Below are 20,812 nucleotides of genomic sequence, written 5' to 3'. Positions count from 1 at the left end.
CAGCCACCAGGCGGCCAGCCCCAGCAGGGCGTCCCGCAGCGCTACGCGGAACCGTGTGCGTGCCATCGCGCTCCCCCGTCCCCGGCCCGCCCCCGCAGGCCCCTGCCGTGTCCTTCCCGCCGCGCCCGCCCGGCAAGCCCCGGACGGGCGGACGGCGGTGGTCTCCGGCCGACAAGCCTGCCATGACGCACCGTCAGCCGGACGAGGGGGGTGGCGGAAACCGTGCGGGCAGCGGGAGGCCGCGGGGCGCCCGTCGACGGTCGGTCGGCGGGCGCCCCCTCGGGGTGGTGGGTCAGTCCAGGTCGGTGGCGGCTCCGCCGATGACCAGGTTGATCAGGGCCTCGCTGTCCATCTCGTCGATCGAGCTGAGCGGGACGGGCTCGCGGTCCTCCGGTTCGGGGTCCGCGTCGTGCGGGGCGCGGACGCCCGCGAGTGCGAGCAGGCCGTCGAGCAGGCCGGCGTCGCGCAGCCGGGTGGGCGGGATGGTGGCGAGGATTTCGGCGATCCGTTCGTCGGTGAGGGCCTCCTGGCCGGTCTCCTCCTCCTGCGGGAGCAGTTCGGTGGCCAGGTGGTCGGCCAGCAGTTGGGTGGTGGGGTAGTCGAAGATCAGGCTGGTGGGGAGCTTCAGCCCGGTGACGATCATGAGCTTGTTGCGCAGGCCCATCGCGGACAGCGAGTCGAAGCCGAGTTCGCTGAACGCCCGGTCGACGGCCACCTCCTGGGCGTCGGCGAAGCCGAGGATGCCGGCGGCCTGGCCGCGGACCAGGTCGAGCAGGGCCGGGACGCGCTTGGGGGCGGGCATCGCCGCGAGGCGCTCGCGCAGCGAGCCGCCGCCGCTCTCGGCCTCGGGTTCGGCGCTGCCCGCGACGCGCTTGGCCGCGGTGCCCTGCCCGCGGACCAGGCCGCGCAGCAGGAAGGGCAGCTCCTCGCCCGCCCGGTCGAGGACCTCGCGGTCCAGGTTGACCGGCAGCAGCACGGCGTCGGTGAGGGTGCCCGCCCGGTCGAACAGGGCCAGGCCCTGGTCGGTGGTGAGCGCGCCGACCCCGGACTCGGCGATCCGGCGCAGGTCGGCCTCGCTCAGGCCGGAGGCCATGCCGGTGCCGCCGCTCTGCTCCCACACGCCCCAGGCCAGCGAGGTGCCGGGCAGTCCGGCGGCGCGCCGGTCCGCGGCCAGTGCGTCGAGGAACGCGTTGGCGGCGGCGTAGCTGCCCTGGCCGGGGGCGCCGAGGACGCCGGAGGCGGAGGAGAACAGGACGAAGGAGGTCAGGTCGAGGCCCGCGGTGAGGGCGTGCAGGTTGGCCGCGGCGGCGGTCTTGGGCCGCAGCACGGTGTCGACCCGCTCGGGGGTGAGCGAGGCGATCGCGGCGTCGTCGAGGACGCCCGCGGCGTGCACCACGCCGCGCAGCGGCCGGTCGGCCGGGATGGTGGCGAGCAGGTCGGCGAGGGCGGCCCGGTCGGCGACGTCGCAGGCGGCGAGGGTCGCGGTGGCGCCCGACTCCGCGAGCCGGGCGGTGAGTTCGGCCGCGCCGGGGGCGTCGGCGCCGCGGCGGCCGACCAGCAGCAGGTGCCGGACGCCGTGCCGGGCGGCGAGGTGGGTGGCGACCGCGGCGCCGAGGGCGCCGGTGCCGCCGGTGATCAGCACGGTGCCGTCCCGGTCCCAGGCCGGGGTGTCGGCGGGCGCGCCGTCGGTGGCGGGTTCGATCCGCGGCGCCAGCAGGGCTCCGCCGCGGATCGCGAGCTGCGGTTCGCCGCTGGCGACGGCGGCCGCGAGCTTCCCGGCGACCGGTGCCGCGTCGTCCAGGTCGACCAGGACGATCCGGTCGGGGTGCTCCGCCTGGGCGGAGCGGACCAGTCCGGCCACCGCGGCGCCGACCAGGTCGCGGGGCTGCTGCTGCCCGGTGTCCTGGGCGCCCCGGGTGACGACGAGCAGCCGGGTGGCGGCGAAGCGCTCGTCGGCGAGCCACTCCTGGAGGAACCCGAGGGTGCGGTGCAGGGCCTCCCGGGCGGCCTCGGCGACGTCGGCACCGGTGGCGGCACCGGCGGCGAGGACGAGGGTGCGGGCGCCGTACGCCTCCTCCAGGTCGGGACGGGCGGGGGTGCCGAGGGCGGTGGCCAGGCCCCACGGGTCGGCGCCGACCAGGGTCCAGTCGGCGGTGCCCGCGGCCTTCCGGCCGCCCTCGGTGCGCTGCCAGCCGAGGCGGTACAGCGCGTCGGCGCCGGGGGCCGGGTCGGCGGGGCGGGCCAGTACGGCGGCGGGCCGCAGCACCAGCGCCCCGACCGAGGCGACCGGCTGCCCGGTGGTGTCGGCGAGGTCGAGGGCGGCGGTGCCGGTGCCGGTCGGACGGACCCGGACCCGCAGCTCGGTGGCGCCGACCGCGTGCAGGTCGACCTGCTCCCAGGAGAACGGCAGCACGGGTTCGCCGCTGCCCGCCCGGCTGAGGCCGATGGCGTGCAGGGCCGCGTCGAAGACGGCCGGGTGCAGGCCGTAGCCCTCCGGGTCGGGGGCCGCGGACGGGTCGGCGCCGACCTCGGCGTAGACCTCCTCGCCGCGCTTCCAGGCGGCGCGCAGGCCGCGGAAGGCCGGTCCGTAGGCGAGCCCGGCCTCGGCGAGTTCCTCGTAGCGGCCGTCCAGGGCGATCGGCGCGGCTCCGGCGGGCGGCCAGTCGGCCAGGTCGAAGTCGGGGGCGGCGGCGCGGGCCAGCCGGCCGGTGGCGTGCCGGGTCCAGGGGCGGCCGGCCGGGCCGGACTCGGGGCGGGAGTGGACGGTGAAGGTGCGCTCGCCGCCCCGGCCGGGCGCGCCGACGGTGCACTGGACGCGCACGCCGTCGGTGTCGGGCAGGATCAGCGGAGCCTCCAGGACGAGTTCGTCCACGCGGTCGAGGCCGAGCTGCTCCCCGGCGTGCAGGGCCAGTTCGACCAGGCCGGTGCCGGGGAGGACCACGGCGCCGGAGACCCGGTGGTCGGCGAGCCAGGCGTGGGTGCCGAGCGAGATCCGGCCGGTGAGCAGCAGGCCGCCGTCCCCGGCGAGTTCGGTGGTGGTGCCGGCCAGCGGGTGCCGGGCGCCGCCCTGGTCGGCGGCGCCGCCCGCGGTGCCCTGGTACCAGTAGCGCTTGCGCTGGAACGGGTAGGTGGGCAGGTCGACCGGGGCGGGCGCGTGGCCGGTGCCGCGGTAGACGGCGGCCCAGTCCGGGGACAGGCCGTGGACGTGCAGGGCGGCCAGGCCGCTCCACAGCGCCCGCAGTTCGTCCTGGTCCTTGCGCAGCAGCGGGGTGAGGACGGCCTGTTCGGCGGCCTCGGCGCCGAGGGTCTCGGCGGCGAGCGCGGTCAGGGTGGCGTCCGGGCCGAGCTCCAGGTACCGGGTGACGCCCTGCCCGTGCAGGGTGGTGACGCCGTCGGCGAAGCGGACGGCGTGCCGGACGTGCCGGACCCAGTACTCGGGGTCGGTGAGCTCCTCGGGCGCGGCGAGGGCGCCGGTGAGGTTGGAGACCACCGGGATGCGCGGCGGCGCGTAGGAGACGCGCTGCGCGACGCGGCGGAACTCGTCCAGCATCGGGTCCATCAGGGCGGAGTGGAAGGCGTGCGAGACGGCCAGCAGCTTGGAGCGGCTGAAGGCCGCGCCGACGGCGAGGACGGCGTCCTCGGGGCCGGAGACCACGGTGGAGGCGGGGCCGTTGACGGCGGCGACGTCGACGCCGTCGACCAGGGCGGCGCGCACCTCGGCCTCGGGGGCGGCGATCGCCATCATCGCGCCGCCCTCGGGCAGCGCCTGCATCAGGCGGCCGCGGGCGGCGACCAGGGCGGCCGCGTCGGGCAGCGACCAGACCCCGGCCACGTGGGCGGCGGCGAGTTCGCCGACCGAGTGCCCGGCGAGGTAGTCGGGGCGCAGGCCGAAGGACTCGACCAGGCGGTAGAGCGCGACCTCGATCGCGAACAGCGCGGCCTGGGCGTAGCCGGTGCGGTTCAGGGTGCGCTGGTCGCCGTCGATCACCTCGCGCAGCGGCCGGTCCAGGTGCGGGTCGAGCGCGGCGCAGACCTCGTCGAAGGCGGCGGCGAACACCGGTGAGGCGCGGTGCAGTTCGGCGCCCATGCCGATCCGCTGGGAGCCCTGGCCGGAGAACAGCACGGCGCTGCGGCCGGTGGCGGTGGCGGTGCCGGTGAGCAGGCCGGGGGTCTGCTCGCCGTCGGCGAGCGCCATCAGGCCGCGCAGGAAGTCGCCGCGCTTGGCGCCGACCAGGACGGCCCGGTGGGCGAAGGCGGAGCGGGTGGTGGCCAGCGCGTGGCCGGTGGCGACCGGGTCCTGGTCGTACGCCTCGTCGAGGTGGGCGAGCAGCCGTTCGGCCTGGGCGCGCAGCGCGCCGGGGGTGCGGGCGGAGACCGGCCAGGCGATCGGCGCGGGCGGCCGGTCGGCCTGCGGCTCCTGCGGCTCCCGGACGGGGGCGGCGGGCGGTTCCTCGAGGATGACGTGGGCGTTGGTGCCGCTGATGCCGAAGGAGGAGACGCCGGCCCGGCGGACCCGGGCGCCGCGCGGCCAGGCGACCGGCTCGGTGAGCAGGCTGACGTTGCCGGAGGACCAGTCGACCTCGGGCGAGGGTGCGGAGACGTGCAGGGTCCGCGGGAGTTCCTGGTGGCCGAGCGCCAGCACCATCTTGATCACCGAGGCGGCGCCCGCCGCGGCCTGGGCGTGCCCGATGTTGGACTTGACCGAGCCGACCCGCAGCGGCCGGTCGGCGGGCAGCTCCGCGCCGTACGTGGCGAGCAGTGCCTGGGCCTCGATCGGGTCGCCGAGCCGGGTGCCGGTGCCGTGCGCCTCGACGGCGTCGACGTCGGCGGCGGTCAGCCCGGCGTTGGCCAGGGCCTGCCGGATGACGCGCTGCTGGGCGGGGCCGTTGGGTGCGGTGAGGCCGTTGGACATGCCGTCCTGGTTGACCGCGGAGCCGCGGACCAGGGCGAGCACGGGGTGGCCGTTGCGGCGGGCGTCGGAGAGCCGCTCCAGGACGAGGACGCCGACGCCCTCGGCCCAGGCGGTGCCGTCGGCGTCCGCGGAGAACGCCTTGCAGCGGCCGTCGGCGGCCAGGCCGCCCTGGCGGGAGAACTCGACGAAGGTCTCCGGGGTCGCCATCACGGTGACGCCGCCCGCCAGGGCGAGGGTGCACTCGCCGCCGCGCAGCGCCTGGGCGGCCCAGTGCAGGGCGACCAGCGAGGAGGAGCAGGCGGTGTCGACGGAGACCGCGGGGCCCTCCAGGCCGAGGGTGTAGGCGATCCGGCCGGTGACGATGGAGCCGGTGCTGTTGCTGCCGACGTAGTCGTGGAACTGGACGCCCGCGTAGACGCCGGTGGCGCTGCCCTTGAGCTGCTGCGGGTCGATGCCGGAGCGCTCCAGCGCCTCCCAGGACGCCTCCAGCAGCAGGCGCTGCTGCGGGTCGACCAGGGCCGCCTCCTTGGGCGCGACGCCGAAGAAGGCCGGGTCGAAGTCGCCCGCGTCGTAGAGGAACCCGCCCTCGTTGACGCCGGTGGTGCCGGGGCGCTCCCCGGTCGGGTCGTGCAGCGCGGCGAGGTCCCAGCCGCGGTCGGCGGGGAACGGGCCGATGCCGTCCTCGCCCTCGGAGACCAGCCGCCACAGGTCGGCCGGGGAGCCGACGCCGCCGGGCAGGCGGCAGGCCATGCCGACGATCGCGATCGGCTCGTCGTGGTGGTCCTGCTGGGCGGTGACGGCCGCGACCGTGCCGGAGGTCTCGCTGAGCAGGTGCTCGGCGAGCGCGGCGGGCGTCGGGTAGTCGAAGACCAGGGTCGCGGGCAGCCGCAGCCCGGTGGCCGCGTTGAGGGTGTTGCGCAGTTCCACGGCGGTCAGCGAGTCGAAGCCCAACTGCTGGAACTGGCCGGTGGGTTCGACGTCGGCGGCGGAGGCGTGGCCGAGCACCGCGGCGGCGTGGGTGCGGACCAGTTCGAGGACGGCCGCGGGGCGTTCGGCGGCGGGCAGCGCGGCCAGCGTCCGGTCGAGGGCGGTGCCGTCCCCGTCCGCCCCGGCGGTGGCGGCGGTGCGCAGCCGCGGCGGTCCGGCCAGGTCGCGCAGCGGCCGGGGCAGGGTGTCGGCGGGGCGCTCGCGCAGCACCGGGAGGTTCGGCTTGACCGGGGCGAGGGCGGCCAGGCCGGTGCCGAGCGCGGCGTCGAACAGGGCCAGGCCCTCCTCGGCGGTCAGCGGGGCGAGGGCCGCGGTGCCGACGGTGCGGCCGGTGCCGGCCATGCCGCCGGGCTGCTCCCACTGGCCCCAGGCGAGGGCGAGCGCGGGCAGGCCGTGGGCGCGGCGGTGGGCGGCGAAGGAGTCCAGGAAGCTGTTGGCGGCGGCGTAGTTGGCCTGGCCGGGGGTGCCGAGCACGCCGGAGACCGAGGAGAACAGCACGAACGCGGCCAGGGGGGCGTCCGCGGTCAGCTCGTGCAGGTGGAGCGTGCCGTCGACCTTGGGGCGCAGCACGGCGGCGGTGCGCTCGGCGGTCAGCGCGGTGACCACGCCGTCGTCGAGGACGCCCGCGACGTGCACGACGGCGGTCAGCGGGTGGGCGGCGGGCAGGTCGGCCAGGACGGCGGCGAGGGCGGCCCGGTCGGCGACGTCGCAGGCCGCGGTGCGCACCTCGGCCCCGGCGGCGGCCAGTTCGGTGGCCAGGGCGGCCAGCGCGGCGGGGCCGGTGCGGCTGAGCAGCAGCAGGCGGCGCACGCCGTGCGCGGCGACCAGGTGGCGGGCCAGCAGGGTGCCGATCGCACCGGAGGCGCCGGTGACCAGGACGGTGCCCTCGGGGTCGAGCGCCGGGGCGGTGGGCTCGGGCTGCCGGACCAGCCGGGCCAGCCGGGGCGCGCGGGCGGTGGTGCCGCGCAGGGCGAGCTGCGGTTCGCCGGTGGCGAGCAGCCCGGGCAGCAGGGCGGCGAGGGCCTCGTCGTCGGTGTCCCGGTCGGTGTCGAGCAGGACGAAGCGGCCGGGGTGCTCGGACTGGGCGGAGCGGACCAGGCCCCAGACGGCGGCGCCGGCCGGGTCGGTGACGTCCTCGCCGTCGACGGACTGCGCGCCGCGGGTGACCACGACCAGGACGGGGGCGTCGGCGCGCTCCTCGGACAGCTGCTCCTGGACGGCCGCCAGGGCGGCGGCGGTGGCGGCGTGCACGGCCCCGGCGTCACTGCCCGGGGCACTGGCCAGCAGCGCGTACGGGGTGGCGGCGGGGGCGGGGGCGGCCGGGACGGTGCGCCACTCCAGGCGGTACAGCGGGGCGGCGGTGGCGGCGGGCAGCACCAGCGGGCGGAAGGCGACCGAGTCGATCCGGGCGACGAGGCCGCCGGCCGGGTCGGTGGCCTCGACGGCGAAGGCGTCGGGGCCGACCGGGGTGAAGCGGACCCGCAGCGCGCTCGCGCCGGTGGCGGCCAGTTGCACGCCGGACCAGGCGAACGGCATCCGGCCCTGCTCGGCGCCGTCGTCCTCGCCGCCGGTGGCGCGCAGCGCGTGGGTGGCGGCGTCCAGCGCGGCGGGGTGCAGGCCGAACGCGGCGGCCCGCCGGGTCTCGCCCTCGGGCAGCCGGACCTCGGCGAGGATCTCCTCGCCATGCTGCCAGACCGCCTCCAGGGCGCGGAACGCGGGCCCGTAGTCGATGCCGGTGGCGGCGAAGGAGTCGTAGAGGCCGTCCAGCGGGACGGGCCGGGCGGCGGCGGGCGGCCACGGCCCGGCCGGGGCGGCGGGGAGGTCGGCGGCGGGGGCGACGGTGCCGGTGGCGTGCACCGTCCAGTCGGCGCCGGGGCCGTCCTCGTCGGGGCGGGAGTGCACGGTCAGGGTGCGGCGCCCGGCGGTGTCGGGGGCGTGCACGGCGACCTGGATCCGGACGGCCGCGGCGGCGGGCAGCACCAGCGGGCTGCTGAGGGTGAGCTCCTCGACCCGGCCGCAGCCGACCAGGTCGCCCGCCCGGACGGCGAGTTCGACGAACGCGGTGCCGGGGACGGTGACGGTGGTGCCCAGGACGTGGTCGGCGAGCCAGGGCTGGGTCTCGACGGAGAGGCGGCCGGTCATCACGGCGCCGTCGGTGTCGGCGAGGGTGACGGCGGCGCCCAGCAGCGGGTGCTCGCCGCCGCCGTAGCCCGCGGCGGCCAGGCCGGCCGCGGCGACGGTCGCGCCGGCGTCGCCGCCGCCGCGGGCGTCCAGCCAGTAGCGGCGGCGCTGGAAGGCGTACGTGGGCAGGTCGGTGCGGCGGGCGCCGGTCCCGGCGAACAGCGCGGCCCGGTCGACGGCGGCGCCGCTGACGTGCAGCCGGGCCAGCGCGGTGACCAGGGTGGTCGGCTCGGGGCGGCCCTTGCGCAGGACGGGGACGAGGGCGGCCGGGCCGGCCGTCTCGGCGAGGGTCTCCTGCGCGGGGGCGAGCAGGACGCTGTCGGGGCCGATCTCGGCGAAGCGGGTGGCGCCCTCGGCGGCCAGGCGCTGCACGCCCTCGTGGAAGCGCACGGTGCCGCGGACCTGGCGGACCCAGTACTCGGGGTCGGCGAGCTCCTCGGCGGTGGCGACCTCGCCGGTCAGCGAGGAGACCAGGGTGAGCGCCGGGGCGTGGTAGGTGAGACCGGCGGCGACCGCGTGGAACTCCTCCAGCATCGGGTCCATCCGGGCCGAGTGGAAGGCGTGCGAGACCTTCAGCCGGTGGGTCTTGCGGCCCTGGTCGGCGAAGTGCGCGGCGACCTTGAGGACGGGCTCCTCGTCGCCGGAGAGCACCACCGAGCGGGGGCCGTTGACGGCGGCCAGCGCGACGCCCGCGCCGAGCAGCTCGGCGACCTCCTCCTCGGTGGCCTGGACGGCGACCATCGCGCCGCCGGACGGGAGCGCCTGCATCAGGCGGCCGCGGGCGGCGACCAGGGTGCAGGCGTCGGCGAGCGGGAGCACCCCGGCGACGTGCGCCGCGGCGAGTTCGCCGATCGAGTGGCCCAGCAGCAGGTCCGGGGTCAGGCCCAGGGACTCGACCAGGCGGTACAGCGCGACCTCGACGGCGAACAGCGCGGGCTGGGTCCACCGGGTCTGGTCCAGCAGCCGGGGCTTGCCGAACACCACGGGCAGCAGCGGCTGTTCGAGGTCGAAGGCGGCGCAGACCTCGTCGAGGGCGGCCGCGAACACCGGGTACGCCCCGTACAGCTCCTTGCCCATGCCGACGTGCTGGGCGCCCTGGCCGGAGAACAGGAGGGCGGTCAGGCCGGGGTCGGCGGCGCCGTGCACCACCTCGGGGCCGGGGGTGCCCGCGGCGAGGGCGGCCAGCGCGGCGCGGTCGGCGGCCCCGCCGGAGGCCAGGACGACGGCCCGGCGGTCGAGCGCGGCGCGGCCGGTGGCCAGCGAGTAGCCGAGGTCGACCGGGTCGGTGCCGGGGTGCGCGTCGAGGTGGGCGAGCAGCCGGGCGGCCTGGGCGCGCAGGGCGTCCTCGCCGTGGCCGCCGAGCAGCCACGGGACGGGCGCGGCGGCGGGCCGGGCGGTGGGGGCGGCGGTCTCGGCGGCCGGTTCGGGGTCGGGCAGTTCCAGGACGACGTGCGCGTTGGTGCCGCTGACGCCGAAGGAGGAGACGGCGGAGCGGCGGGGCGCGCCGGTCTGCGGCCACTCGCGGCGGGCGCCGAGCAGCCGGACGTTCCCGGCGGACCAGTCGACCCGTTCGGAGGGCTTGGCGGCGTGCAGGGTCTGCGGCAGGACGCCGTGGCGCATCGCCTCGACCATCTTGATGACGCCGCCGACTCCGGCCGCGGCCTGCGCGTGCCCGATGTTGGACTTGATCGAGCCGAGCCACAGCGGGCGGCCGCCGGTGCGCTCCTTGCCGTAGGTGGCCAGCAGCGCCTGCACCTCGATCGGGTCGCCGAGGACGGTGCCGGTGCCGTGGCCCTCGACCGCGTCGACGTCGGCGGCGGTCAGGCCCGCGTCGGCCAGCGCCTGCCGGATCACCCGCTGCTGGGACGGGCCGTTGGGGGCGGTGAGGCCGTTGGAGGCGCCGTCGGAGTTGACCGCGGAGCCGCGGACCACGGCGAGCACCTGGTGGCCGTTGCGGCGGGCGTCGGAGAGCCGCTCCAGCAGCAGGGTGCCCGCGCCCTCGGCCCAGCCGGTGCCGTCGGCGCCCTCGGCGAACGCCTTGCAGCGGCCGTCGGGGGCGAGGCCGCGCTGCTTGCTGAACGCGACGAACGGGCCGGGGGCGGACATCACCATCACGCCGCCCGCCAGCGCCATCGTGCACTCGCGGCGGCGCAGCGCCTGCACGGCCAGGTGCAGGGCGACCAGCGAGGAGGAGCAGGCGGTGTCGACGGTGAGGGCGGGGCCCTCCAGGCCGAAGGAGTACGCGACCCGGCCGGAGATCACCGAGGCGGCGTTGCCGGTGCTCAGGTAGTCGTCGATGACGGCGGCGACGGCGCCGGGCGCCAGGTCCTCGTAGTAGTCCTGGCTGCCGCTGCCGAGGAACACGCCGACGCGTTCGCCGCGCAGCCCGTCCGGGGCCAGGCCGGCCCGCTCGAAGACCTCCCAGGCCAGTTCGAGGGCCAGGCGCTGCTGCGGGTCCATGGTGAGGGCCTCGCGCGGGGAGATCCCGAACAGGCCCGCGTCGAACTCGGGCGCGCCGTGGAAGAAGCCGCCCTGGTCGACGTAGCTGGTGCCGGGGCGGTCCGGGTCGGCGTCGTAGAGGGCGGCGGTGTTCCAGCCGCGGTCGGTGGGGAACGGGCCGATCGCGTCGGTGCCCTCGTCGACCAGGCGCCACAGGTCCTCCGGGGAGCGGACGTCCCCGGGGTAGCGGCAGCTCATCGCGACGATCGCGATCGGCTCCCGGTCGGCCGCCTCCACCTCGCGCAGCCGGTTGCGGGTCTCGTGCAACTCGGCGGTCGCCCGCTTGAGGTAGTCGAGCAGCTTTGCTTCCTCAGCCATCAGAAACCCTCGCCGTTTCCGCTCGATCCGAGCTCTTGGTCCAGCAGGTTGAACAGGTCTTCCGCGCTTGCGGATTCGAGTGCGTGGGCCAGGTCCGGCCCGGGTGCGGCGCCGCGGGCGCCGCTCAGCCGGGCCGCCAGGGCCTGCAGCCGGGGGCCGATCCTGGCCCGGTCGGCCTCCTCCGGGGCGAGGCCGTCGACCAGGGCCTCCAGCCGGTCGAGTTCGGCGGCCACCGCGGCGGCCCCGCCCGGCGCCAGGTCGGCCAGTTCGGCCTCCAGGAACTCGGCCAGGGCCCGCGGGTTGGCGTGGTCGAACACGACGGTGGCGGGCAGTCTGACGCCGGACGCGGCGCTGAGCCGGTTGCGGAAGTCGACCGCCGAGACGGAGTCGAAGCCGAGGTCCTTGAAGGTGCGTCCGGGTTCGACCGCGCCCGCCCCGTCGTGGCCGAGGACGGCCGCCGCCTGCTCGCGGACCAGGCCCAGCACGATCCGGGCGCGCTCCGGGCCGGAGCGGCCGGTGAGCCGTTCGGCCAGCGACGGGCCGTCGGCGGCCGCCTCCGCGGCCGGGGCGTCGCCGTCCAGGGCGCGGACGGCGGCGGGCAGTTCGTGCAGCAGCGGGCGGGGCCGGGCCGCGGCGTAGACCGGGGCGAACCTGGCCCAGTCGATGTCGGCGACCACCAGGTGGCTCTCGTCCAGCGCCAGGGCGCGCCACAGTTCGTCGAGCGCCGCGCCGGGCTCCAGCGAGGCCAGGCCGATGTGCCGCAGGTGCTCGTCGGCCTCGGCGTCGACCATGCCGCCGCCCGCCCAGGTGCCCCAGGCCACCGAGGTGGCGGTGGCGCCGCGGGCCCGGCGGTGCTGGGCCAGGCCGTCGAGGTAGGCGTTGCCCGCCGCGTACGGGGCGCGGCCCGCGGTGCCCCAGACGGCCGCGCCGGAGGCGAACAGCACGAAGGCGTCCAGCGGGCGGTCGCCGAGGACCCGGTCCAGGTGGTGCGCTCCGGCGATCTTGGCGCGGGTGGCGCGGGCGAACTCCTGCGCGGTCAGCCCGTCGAACGCGGTCTGCTCGGGCAGCTGCCCGGCGGCGTGCACCACCGCGGTCAACTCCGGTAGTCCGGCGACGAGTTCGGCGACGGCCGCGCCGTCGGTGACGTCGCAGGCGACGACCGTCACCTCGGCGCCCGCGGCGGTGAGCTCGGCGGTCAGGGCGGCCGCGCCGGGGGCGTCCGGGCCGCGGCGGCCGGCCAGCACCAGGTGCCGGGCGCCGGAGCGGGCCAGCCGCCGGGCGACGGCCGCGCCGATCGCGCCGGTGCCGCCGGTGACCAGCACCGTGCCGTCCGGCCGCCAGGGCAGCCCGGCCGGGACCGGGGCGTCGACCGGGGCCGGGACCAGGCGGCGGGCGTGCACCCGGTCGCCGCGGACGGCGACCTGGTCCTCGCCGGAGCGGCCGGACAGCACCGCGGCCAGCAGCGCGGCCGCCTCCGGGCCGAGCTCGGCGGGCAGGTCGACCAGGCCGCCCCAGACGGCGGGCAGGTCGAGCGAGAGCACGGTGCCCGCGCCCCACAGCGCGGCCGCCGACGGGTCGACGTCCTCGCCCGGGTCGACGGCCACCGCGGCGCGGGTGGCGCACCAGAACGGCGCGGTGATCCCGGCGTCCAGGACGGCCTGCAGCAGCGGGACGGTCGCGGTGACGCCCGGCGCGGGCACCTCCGGGGCCGCGGGGGCGTCCAGGGCCAGCAGCGAGAGCACGCCCGCGGGCTGCTCCGCGCCGAGCAGGGCGGTGATCCGGGCGGCCAGTTCGGCCCGGTCCGCGGCGGCGGCGTCCACGGGGAGGCGGACCACCTCGGCGCCGTGCTCGGCCAGCGCCGCCAGCACCGCGTCGGCCCCGGGAGCGTGGTCCTCGGCCGCGACCAGCCAGGGCCCGGACAGCCAGGGCCCGGACGGCGCGGCGGCGGGCGGTTCGACGGGGGACCACTGCACCCGGTGGCGCAGCCGGTCCGCCGCGCCCTCCCGGGCCGGGGCGGCCAGGGCGGCGAACGGCTCGGGCCGCGTCCAGTAGTGGGTGTGCCGGAACGGGTAGGTGGGCAGGTCGACGGTGCGCCCGGCCGGGAAGAACGCCTCCCAGCGCACGGTGGTGCCGTGCACGTGCAGGGCGGCGGCGGCGTGCGCGAACCGCTCCAGGGCGTCCGGTCCCGCGGCGAGCGGGGTGTCGACGGCCACCGCCCCGTCGCCGGACGACTCCGCCAGCAGGGCGGCGAGCTGCGGGTCCGGTCCGATGCCGACGAAGGCGCGGTGGCCGTTCCCGGCGAGCTCCTTGAGCAGTGGCGCGAGGTCCGCGGCGCGCTCCAGCCCGGCGAGCCACCGCCCGGTGCCGACGGCCTCCGGCTCGGCCCGGCCGCCGGTGGCGGCCGAGTACAGGGCCGGGCGGGGCCCGGACGACTCCGCCGGGGTGACGGTGTCGGGCAGGGCGGCCGCACCCGCGCGGCCCAGGGCGACCGCGGCCCGGGCGCCGTCGGCCGTGGTCAGCGCTCCGGCGACGGTGGCCGCGGCGACCTCGCCGGGGCCGTGGCCCAGCACGGCGTCCGGTGCGACGCCGTGCGCCCGCCACAGCGCGGCCAGCGCGACCTGCACCGTCCAGCGGACCGCGGCGGCGACCTCCGGACGGTCCGCCGCGGGGGCGCCCGGGGCGCCGCGCAGCACCTCGGCCACCGATCCGCCCAGCAGCGGGGCGAGTTCCCGCTCGCAGGCGGCGACCTGCCGGGCGAACGGCTCGGAGGCGGCCAGCAGCCCGGCGGCGGCACCGGCCGGCAGCGGGTCGCCGCCGGTGAACACGAACGCGGTGCGGCCGGGCGCCCCGGCGCTGCCGGTGACCGTCCCGGCCTGCGGCCGCCCGGCGGCCAGCGCGTCGAGCCCGGCCAGCAGCCCGTCCCGCTCCCGGCCGACCAGCACCGCCCGGTGCTCGAACGCGGAGCGGCCGGTGGCCAGCGAGCGGCCGAGGTCGGCGAGCGCCAGCTCGGGGCGGCGGCGCAGGTGCGCGGCCAGCCGCTCGGCGGCCGCGGCCAGCGCGGCGGGCGTCTTGGCGGCGAGCGCGAACGGGACGACCGCGGGGTCGGCGGCGGGCTCGGCCGGCTCCTCGTCCGGGGCCTGCTCCAGGATGACGTGCGCGTTGGTGCCGCTGATCCCGAAGGAGGAGACCGCGCAGCGGCGCGGCCGGTCGACGGCGGGCCAGTCCTCGTTCTCGGCGAGCAGCCGCACCGTGCCCGCCGACCAGTCCACGTGCGGGGTCGGCTCGGCCAGGTGCAGGGTGCGCGGCAGCACGCCGTGCTCCATCGCCAGCACCATCTTGATGATCCCGGCGACCCCGGCCGCGGCCTGCGGGTGCCCCAGGTTGGACTTGACCGAGCCCAGCCGCAGCGGCTCGGCCCCGCCGCGCCGCCCGTACACCTCGATCAGCGCCTGCGCCTCGATCGGGTCGCCCAGCGTGGTGCCGGTGCCGTGCGCGTCGACCGCGTCCACCTCGGCGGGGGTCAGCCCGGCCGCGGCCAGCGCCGCGCGCAGCACCCGCACCTGGGCGGGGCCGTTGGGCGCGGTGATGCCGTTGGAGGCGCCGTCCTGGTTCGTCGCCGAGCCGCGCACCACCGCGTGCACCCGGTGGCCGTGGCGGCGCGCGTCCGAGAGCCGCTCCAGCAGCAGGACGCCCGCGCCCTCGGACCAGGAGGTGCCGTCGGCGTCCGCGGAGAACGCCTTGCTGCGCCCGTCCGGCGCCAGGCCGCGCTGGCGGCTGAAGTCGACGAACATCTCCGGGGTGCCCATCACGGTGACCCCGCCCGCCAGCGCCAGTTCCACCTCGCCGCGGCGCAGCGCCTGGCAGGCCAGGTGGACGGCGACCAGCGAGGAGGAGCAGGCGGTGTCCAGCGAGATCGCCGGGCCGTGCAGGCCGAGGCTGTACGCGACCTGGCCGGAGACCAGGCTGCCGCCCGGACTGCCCTGGATGTAGTCGTGGTACATCAGGCCGGTGTAGACGCCGGTGTCGCTGCCGTGCAGCGCCAGCGGGTCCAGCCCGGCCCGCTCGAACGCCTCCCAGCAGACCTCCAGCAGGACGCGCTGCTGCGGGTCGGCGCGCCGGGCCTCGTTGGGGCTGATCCCGAAGAACTCGGCGTCGAAGCCCCCGGCGCCGGGCAGGAACCCGCCCTGGCGCACGTACGTCCGGCCCGGCTTCCCGGGCTCCGGGTCGTAGATCGCCTCGACGTCCCAGCCGCGGTCGGTGGGGAAGTCGCCGATCGCGTCCCGCCCCCGGGAGACCAGCTCCCACAGGTCCTGCGGCCCGGCGACGCCGCCCGGGTAGCGGCAGGCCATGCCGACGATCGCGATCGGTTCGGCCGCGGCCTCCTCGATCTCGCGCAGCCGCCGCTTGGTCTGCTGCAGGTCGGCGGTCGCGCGTTTGAGGTAGTCGCGCAGCTTGTCCGCGGTGCCCGCGTCCTGCCTGTCCGTGGTCCGGTCTTCCATCCCCCGCCCCTTCGCACCCGGCCCGTTCACTGCGTGCCCCACTCCTGGTCGAGGACGAGGAAGAGCTCGTCGTCACTGGCCTGTTCCAAGTCCTGCTCCGGCTCCCCGTCGGCGGGGAGGCCGGTGGTCGCGCCCTGCGCCTGCCAGCGGCGCAGCAGCGCCTCGAGCCGGGCGGCGACCGCCGGACGGCCCGGGGCGGCCGGGTCGGCCGCGGTCAGCAGCGCCTCCAGCCGGTCGAGTTCGGCGTGCACGTGCGCGGCCGGGTCGGCGGCCGCCGGGTCGATCAGCTCCCGCAGGTGGCGGGCCAGCGCGGCGGGCGTCGGGTGGTCGAAGACCAGCGTCGCCGGGAGGCTGCGCCCGGCCAACGCGCCCAGCTGGTTGCGCAGTTCGACCGCGGTGAGCGAGTCGAAGCCGAGTTCGGACAGCGCCCGGTCGGGCCGCACCGCGGACTCCGAGCCGTGGCCCAGGACCGCGGCGACCCGCCCGGTGACCACGCCCAGCAGGTACTCCTCGCGCTCCCCGGCGGGCAGCCCCGCCAGCACGCGCGGCAGCGTCCCCGCCGCCGGTCCGCCGCCGCTCCCGCCGCTGCGCTTCGCCGCCGCGGCCGGGAGGCGCAGCACCGCGGGCAACGCGTCGGTGCGGGCCCGCAGCGCCGCCGCGTCCACCCGCAGCGGGACCAGCAGCGCCCCGTCCGCGCCGGACGCGGCGCCGAGCGCGGGGCCGGACGCCGAGCCGGACGCGACGCCCAGCGCGGCGTCGAACAGCGCCAGGCCCTCGGCCGCGGTGATCGGCGGCAGGCCCAGGCGGTGCAGGCGGCGCAGGTCGGCCTCGTCCAGTTCGGCGGCCAGGCCGCCGCCGTCCGCCGCCCAGGCGCCCCAGGCCAGCGAGAGACCGGGCAGACCGGCGGCGCGGCGGTGCGCGGCCAGCGCGTCCAGGAAGGCGTTGGCGGCCGCGTAGTTGGCCTGCCCGGCGCCGAGCACCAGGCCCGCCGCCGAGGAGAACAACACGAACGCCGCGAGGTCCAGGTCCTTCGTCAACTCGTGCAGGTGCCAGGCGCCGTCGGCCTTGGGCCGCAGCACCGCGTCCAGGCGCTCCGGGGTCAGCGTCTCCACCAGGCCGTTGTCGACCACGCCTGCGGCGTGCACCACCGCGGTCAGCGGGTGCGCGGCCGGGACGTCGGCGAGCAGCGCGGCGACGGCGCCCCGGTCGGCGACGTCGCAGGCCACGGCCTGCGCGTGCGCGCCGAGCGCGGCCAGTTCCGCGCACAGCTCGCGGGCGCCCTCGGCCGCCGGGCCGCGGCGGCTGGTCAGCAGCAGGCGGCGCACCCCGTGCTCGACCACCAGGTGGCGGGCCAGCAGCGCGCCCAGGCCGCCGGTGCCGCCGGTGACCAGGACGGTCCCGTCCCGGTCCCAGCCGCCCAGCGGGTCCGCCGCCGGGGCGGGCGCCCGCCGCAGCCGCGGCACGAGCAGCGCACCGGAGCGGACCGCCGACTCGGGCTCCCCGCTGCGCAGCGCCTGCGCCAACTCCCCCTCCCCGGCGCCGGGTTCGGCGTCGACCAGGACGAAGCGCCCCGGGTTCTCGGCGGCCGCGGCCCGCAGCAGGCCCCACACCGGCGCCGTGCCCGGATCGCCGGACTCCCCCGCACTCACCGGCAGCGCGCCCTCGGTCACCACCGCCAGCACACCGCCCGCCGGGTCGGCCAGGTGCGAGCGGACCTCCGCCAGCACCCCGTCCAGGACGGTGCGCACCACCGTCGGCAGCTCGCCCTCCCCGGCCGGCGCGGGCACCCGCAGCACCCGGGCCGCCGCCTCGGACGCGCCCCCGAGCGGGGCCGCCTCCCAGTGCAGCCGGTGCAGCAACTCCCCTGCCCCGCCCGACACCTGTTGCAGCGTCAGTGGCCGTGCCACCAGGCCCCGCACCGCCGCCACCGGCAGGCCGGACGCGTCCGCGACCGTCACCACCACCGTGTCCGGGCCGTCCGGGCTGATCCGCACCCGCAGCGCGGCCGCACCGGCCGCGGCGAGCGTCACCCCGTTCCACGCGAACGGGACCATCGGCGCCGCAGCGCCCGCACCACCACCGTCCGCGGGCAGGTCCGCGAGCAACTGCACGTGCAGGGCCGCGTCCAGCAGCGCCGGGTGCAGGCCGTAGCGGGCCGCGTCGGCGCGGGCCGCCTCGGTCTCCGGCAGCGACACCTCCGCGTACAGGTCCTCGCCGTCCCGCCACGCGGCCCGCAGCCCCCGGAACACCGGACCGTACCGGTACCCCTCCTCGGCCAGCCGCTCGTACCCGCCCTCCCACGCGATCGGCACCGCCCCCGCGGGCGGCCACCGCACCAGGTCGGGCCCCGGCCCCTCCGCGCCCTCCGGCGCCAACACCCCCGCCGCGTGCCGCACCCACGCACCGGCACCACCCCGGGCCCGGGCGTGCACGGCGAACGGGCGGCACCCGTCCCCGTCCGGTTCCTGCACGCTCACCTGGACGGCGGCCCCCTGCTCGGGCACCGCCAACGGCGCCTCCAGCGTCAGGTCCCGCACCACCGGGCAGCCGGTCTCCGCCCCGGCCCGCAGAGCGAGTTCGACGAATCCCGTCCCCGGGAACAGCACGGTGTCCAGCACCACGTGATCCCCCAGCCAGGGCTGCGCCGCCGTGGACAGCAGCCCGGACAGCACCACGCCCGCCGAGTCGGCCGGCACGGTGGCCGCGCCCAGCAGCGGGTGGTCGACGGCCTCCAGGCCCAGCGCGGACGGGTCGCCGTCGGTGGACGGCACCTCGATCCAGTAGCGCTGCCGCTGGAAGGGGTAGGTGGGCAGGTCGGGGTGGGGGCCGGTGCCCGGGTAGAAGGCGTGCCAGTCGACGGGCGCGCCGTGGGTGTGGAGGGTGGCGAGGGCGGTGACGGCGGTGTGCGTCTCGGGGCGGTCGCGGCGCAGGGTCGCCACCAGCAGGTGGTCCTCGGTGCTGTGGGCGGCCGCCGCGGTCAGGACGGCGTCGGGGCCGAGTTCGAGGAAGCGGGTGGTGTTGAGGGCGGTGAGGGTGGTGATCGCGTCGGCGAAGCGGACGCTCTCGCGGACCTGGCGCACCCAGTAGTCGGGGGAGGTGAGTTCCTCGGCGACCTTGCCGGTGAGGGTCGAGACGACCGTCAAGGTCGGCTGGTGGTAGGTGAGTTGGGCGGCGATGGTGTGGAACTCGTCGAGCATCGGTTCCATCAGCGCGGAGTGGAAGGCGTGCGAGACGGTCAGCGCCTTGGTGCGCTCGAAGCCCGCCGCGACCTTGGCGACCGCCTCGGCCTCGCCCGAGACCACCACCGCGCGGGGGCCGTTGACGGCGGCGATGTCCACACCCGGCACCAGCGCGGCACGGACCTCGTCCTCCGCCGCCGCGATGGCGGTCATGGCGCCGCCGGTGGGCAGGGCCTGCATCAGGCGGGCGCGGGCGCCGACCAGGGTGCAGGCGTCCTCCAGCGACCACACCCCGGCTGCGTGGGCGGCGGCGTACTCGCCGATGGAGTGCCCGGCCACCGCGTCGGGGCGCACGCCCCAGGAGGCGTAGAGCCGGTACAGGGCGACCTCGAGGGCGAACAGCGCGCACTGCGCGTAGCCGGTGAGGTTGAGCGCCTGCGCGTCCGACCACATGACGTCCTTGAGCGGACGCTCCAGGCCCTTGTCCAGCAGCGCGCACACCTCGTCGAGCGCGGTGGCGAACACCGGGTACGCCCGGTACAGCTCCTGCCCCATGCCGAGGCGTTGGGAGCCCTGTCCGGTGAACAGGAACGCGGTGCGCCCGGGGGTGCTGACCTGTCCGGGCTCCTCGCCCTCGGCGATCGCCCGCAGGCCCGCCAGCAGCTCACCGCGCTCGGCGCCGACGGCCACCGCCCGGTGCTCGAAGTGCGTGCGCGCCGTCGCCAACGCCCGCCCCACCGCAGCGGGTTCGCAGCCCTCGACCGCCTCCAGCAGCCGCTGCGCCTGCGCCCGCAACGCCTGCGCACTGCGCGCCGACACCGGCCACGCCACCACACCACCGGGCTGCTCCACAGGTTCGGCGGCGGGCTCCTCGTACTGCTCCAGGATCACGTGCGCGTTGGTGCCGCTGAAGCCGAACGCGGAGACGGCGGCCCGCCGGACGCGTTCGCCCGCGGGCCACGGCACCTCCTCGGTGAGCAACTGCACACCGCCACCGCTCCAGTCCACGTGCGTGGAGGGCGCGTCGACGTGCAGGGTGCGCGGCAGCACGCCGTGCTGCAGGGCCATCACCATCTTGATGACGCCCGCGACACCCGCCGCGGCCTGCGCGTGCCCGATGTTCGACTTGATCGAGCCGAGCCACAGCGGCCGACCGTCCCCCGGCCGCTCGCGCCCGTAGGTGGCGAGCAGCGCCTGGGCCTCGATCGGGTCGCCCAGCGTGGTGCCGGTGCCGTGCGCCTCGACCGCGTCCACGTCCGCCGCGGACAGGCCCGCGTCCGCCAATGCGGCCCGGATGACCCGCTGTTGGGCAGGACCGTTGGGGGCGCTGAAGCCGCTGGAGGCGCCGTCCTGGTTGACGGCGGAGCCGCGCAGCACCGCGAGCACGCGGCGGCCGTTGCGGCGGGCGTCGGAGAGGCGTTCGAGGACGAGGACGCCGGCGCCTTCGGCCCAGCCGGTGCCGTCGGCGGCGTCGGCGAAGGGCTTGCAGCGGCCGTCGGGGGCCAGGCCGCGCTGCTCGCTGAAGTCGACGAAGGTGCCGGGGGTGGCCATGACGGCGACGCCGCCCGCGAGGGCGAGGGTGCACTCGCCGCGGCGCAGGGCCTGGGCGGCGAGGTGCAGGCCGACCAGCGAGGAGGAGCAGGCGGTGTCGACCGAGACCGCCGGGCCCTCCAAGCCGAGGGTGTAGGAGATCCGGCCGGAGATCAGGCTGCCGATGCAGTTGCTGTTCGGGTAGTCGTGGTACATGACGCCCGCGTAGACGCCGGTGGCGCTGCCGCGCAGCGCGCCGGGGCGGATGCCGGCGCGCTCCAGGGCCTCCCAGGCGGCTTCGAGCAGGAGCCGCTGCTGCGGGTCGGTGGTGAGGGCCTCGCGGGGGGAGACGCCGAAGAACTCGGCGTCGAAGTCGCCCGCGTCGGTGAGGAAGCCGCCCTGGTTGACGTAGCTGGTGCGGGGGCGTTCCCCGGTGGGGTCGTAGCAGCGTTCCTGGTCCCAGCCGCGGTCGGCGGGGAAGGCGCCGACGGCGTCGGTGCCGTCGGCGACCAGGCGCCACAGGTCCTCGGGGGTGGCGATGCCGCCGGGGTAGTGGCAGGCCATGCCGATGATCGCGATCGGTTCGGTGGCGCGCTGCTCGTGGTCGCGCAGCTGCCGCCGGGCCTCCCGCAGGTCGGTGGTGGCCCGCTTGAGGTAGCTGAGCAGTTTTTCCTCGCTGGCCATGGGCGTACCGGCCACCATTCCCT

General features: G+C 77.8%; 3 protein-coding genes. All 3 read right to left on the bottom strand.

Going from position 1 to position 20,812, the window contains the following annotated elements:
- Positions 1-292: 292 nt before the first annotated feature.
- The 3 genes from QSK52_RS21930 to QSK52_RS21920 are packed head-to-tail and all read right to left on the bottom strand — an operon-like array spanning position 293 to position 20,789.
- Positions 293-10,900, bottom strand: a complete 10,608-nt coding sequence (locus QSK52_RS21930) for an SDR family NAD(P)-dependent oxidoreductase (RefSeq protein ID WP_435053320.1) — start codon at positions 10,898-10,900, stop codon at positions 293-295.
- A complete protein-coding gene (locus QSK52_RS21925) occupies positions 10,897-15,426 on the bottom strand; it encodes a type I polyketide synthase (RefSeq protein ID WP_435053317.1) in 4,530 nt (1,509 codons plus the stop codon). The genes QSK52_RS21930 and QSK52_RS21925 overlap by 4 nt, the downstream gene beginning before the upstream one ends.
- Positions 15,423-20,789: a type I polyketide synthase gene (locus QSK52_RS21920; RefSeq protein ID WP_285737828.1), complete on the bottom strand. Its 5,367-nt coding sequence runs from the start codon at positions 20,787-20,789 to the stop codon at positions 15,423-15,425. Before QSK52_RS21920 ends, QSK52_RS21925 begins: the two co-directional genes overlap by 4 nt.
- Positions 20,790-20,812 lie beyond the last annotated feature (23 nt).

This window comes from Kitasatospora phosalacinea, assembly GCF_030268885.1.
GTDB lineage: Bacteria > Actinomycetota > Actinomycetes > Streptomycetales > Streptomycetaceae > Kitasatospora > Kitasatospora phosalacinea_C.
This window is presented reverse-complemented; position numbering and strand designations above follow the sequence as displayed.

Coding starts and splice junctions, on each gene's coding strand:
- QSK52_RS21920 (WP_285737828.1), bottom strand. CDS start 20,789: ATGGCCAGCGAGGAAAAACTGCTCAGCTACCTCAAGCGGGCCACCACC.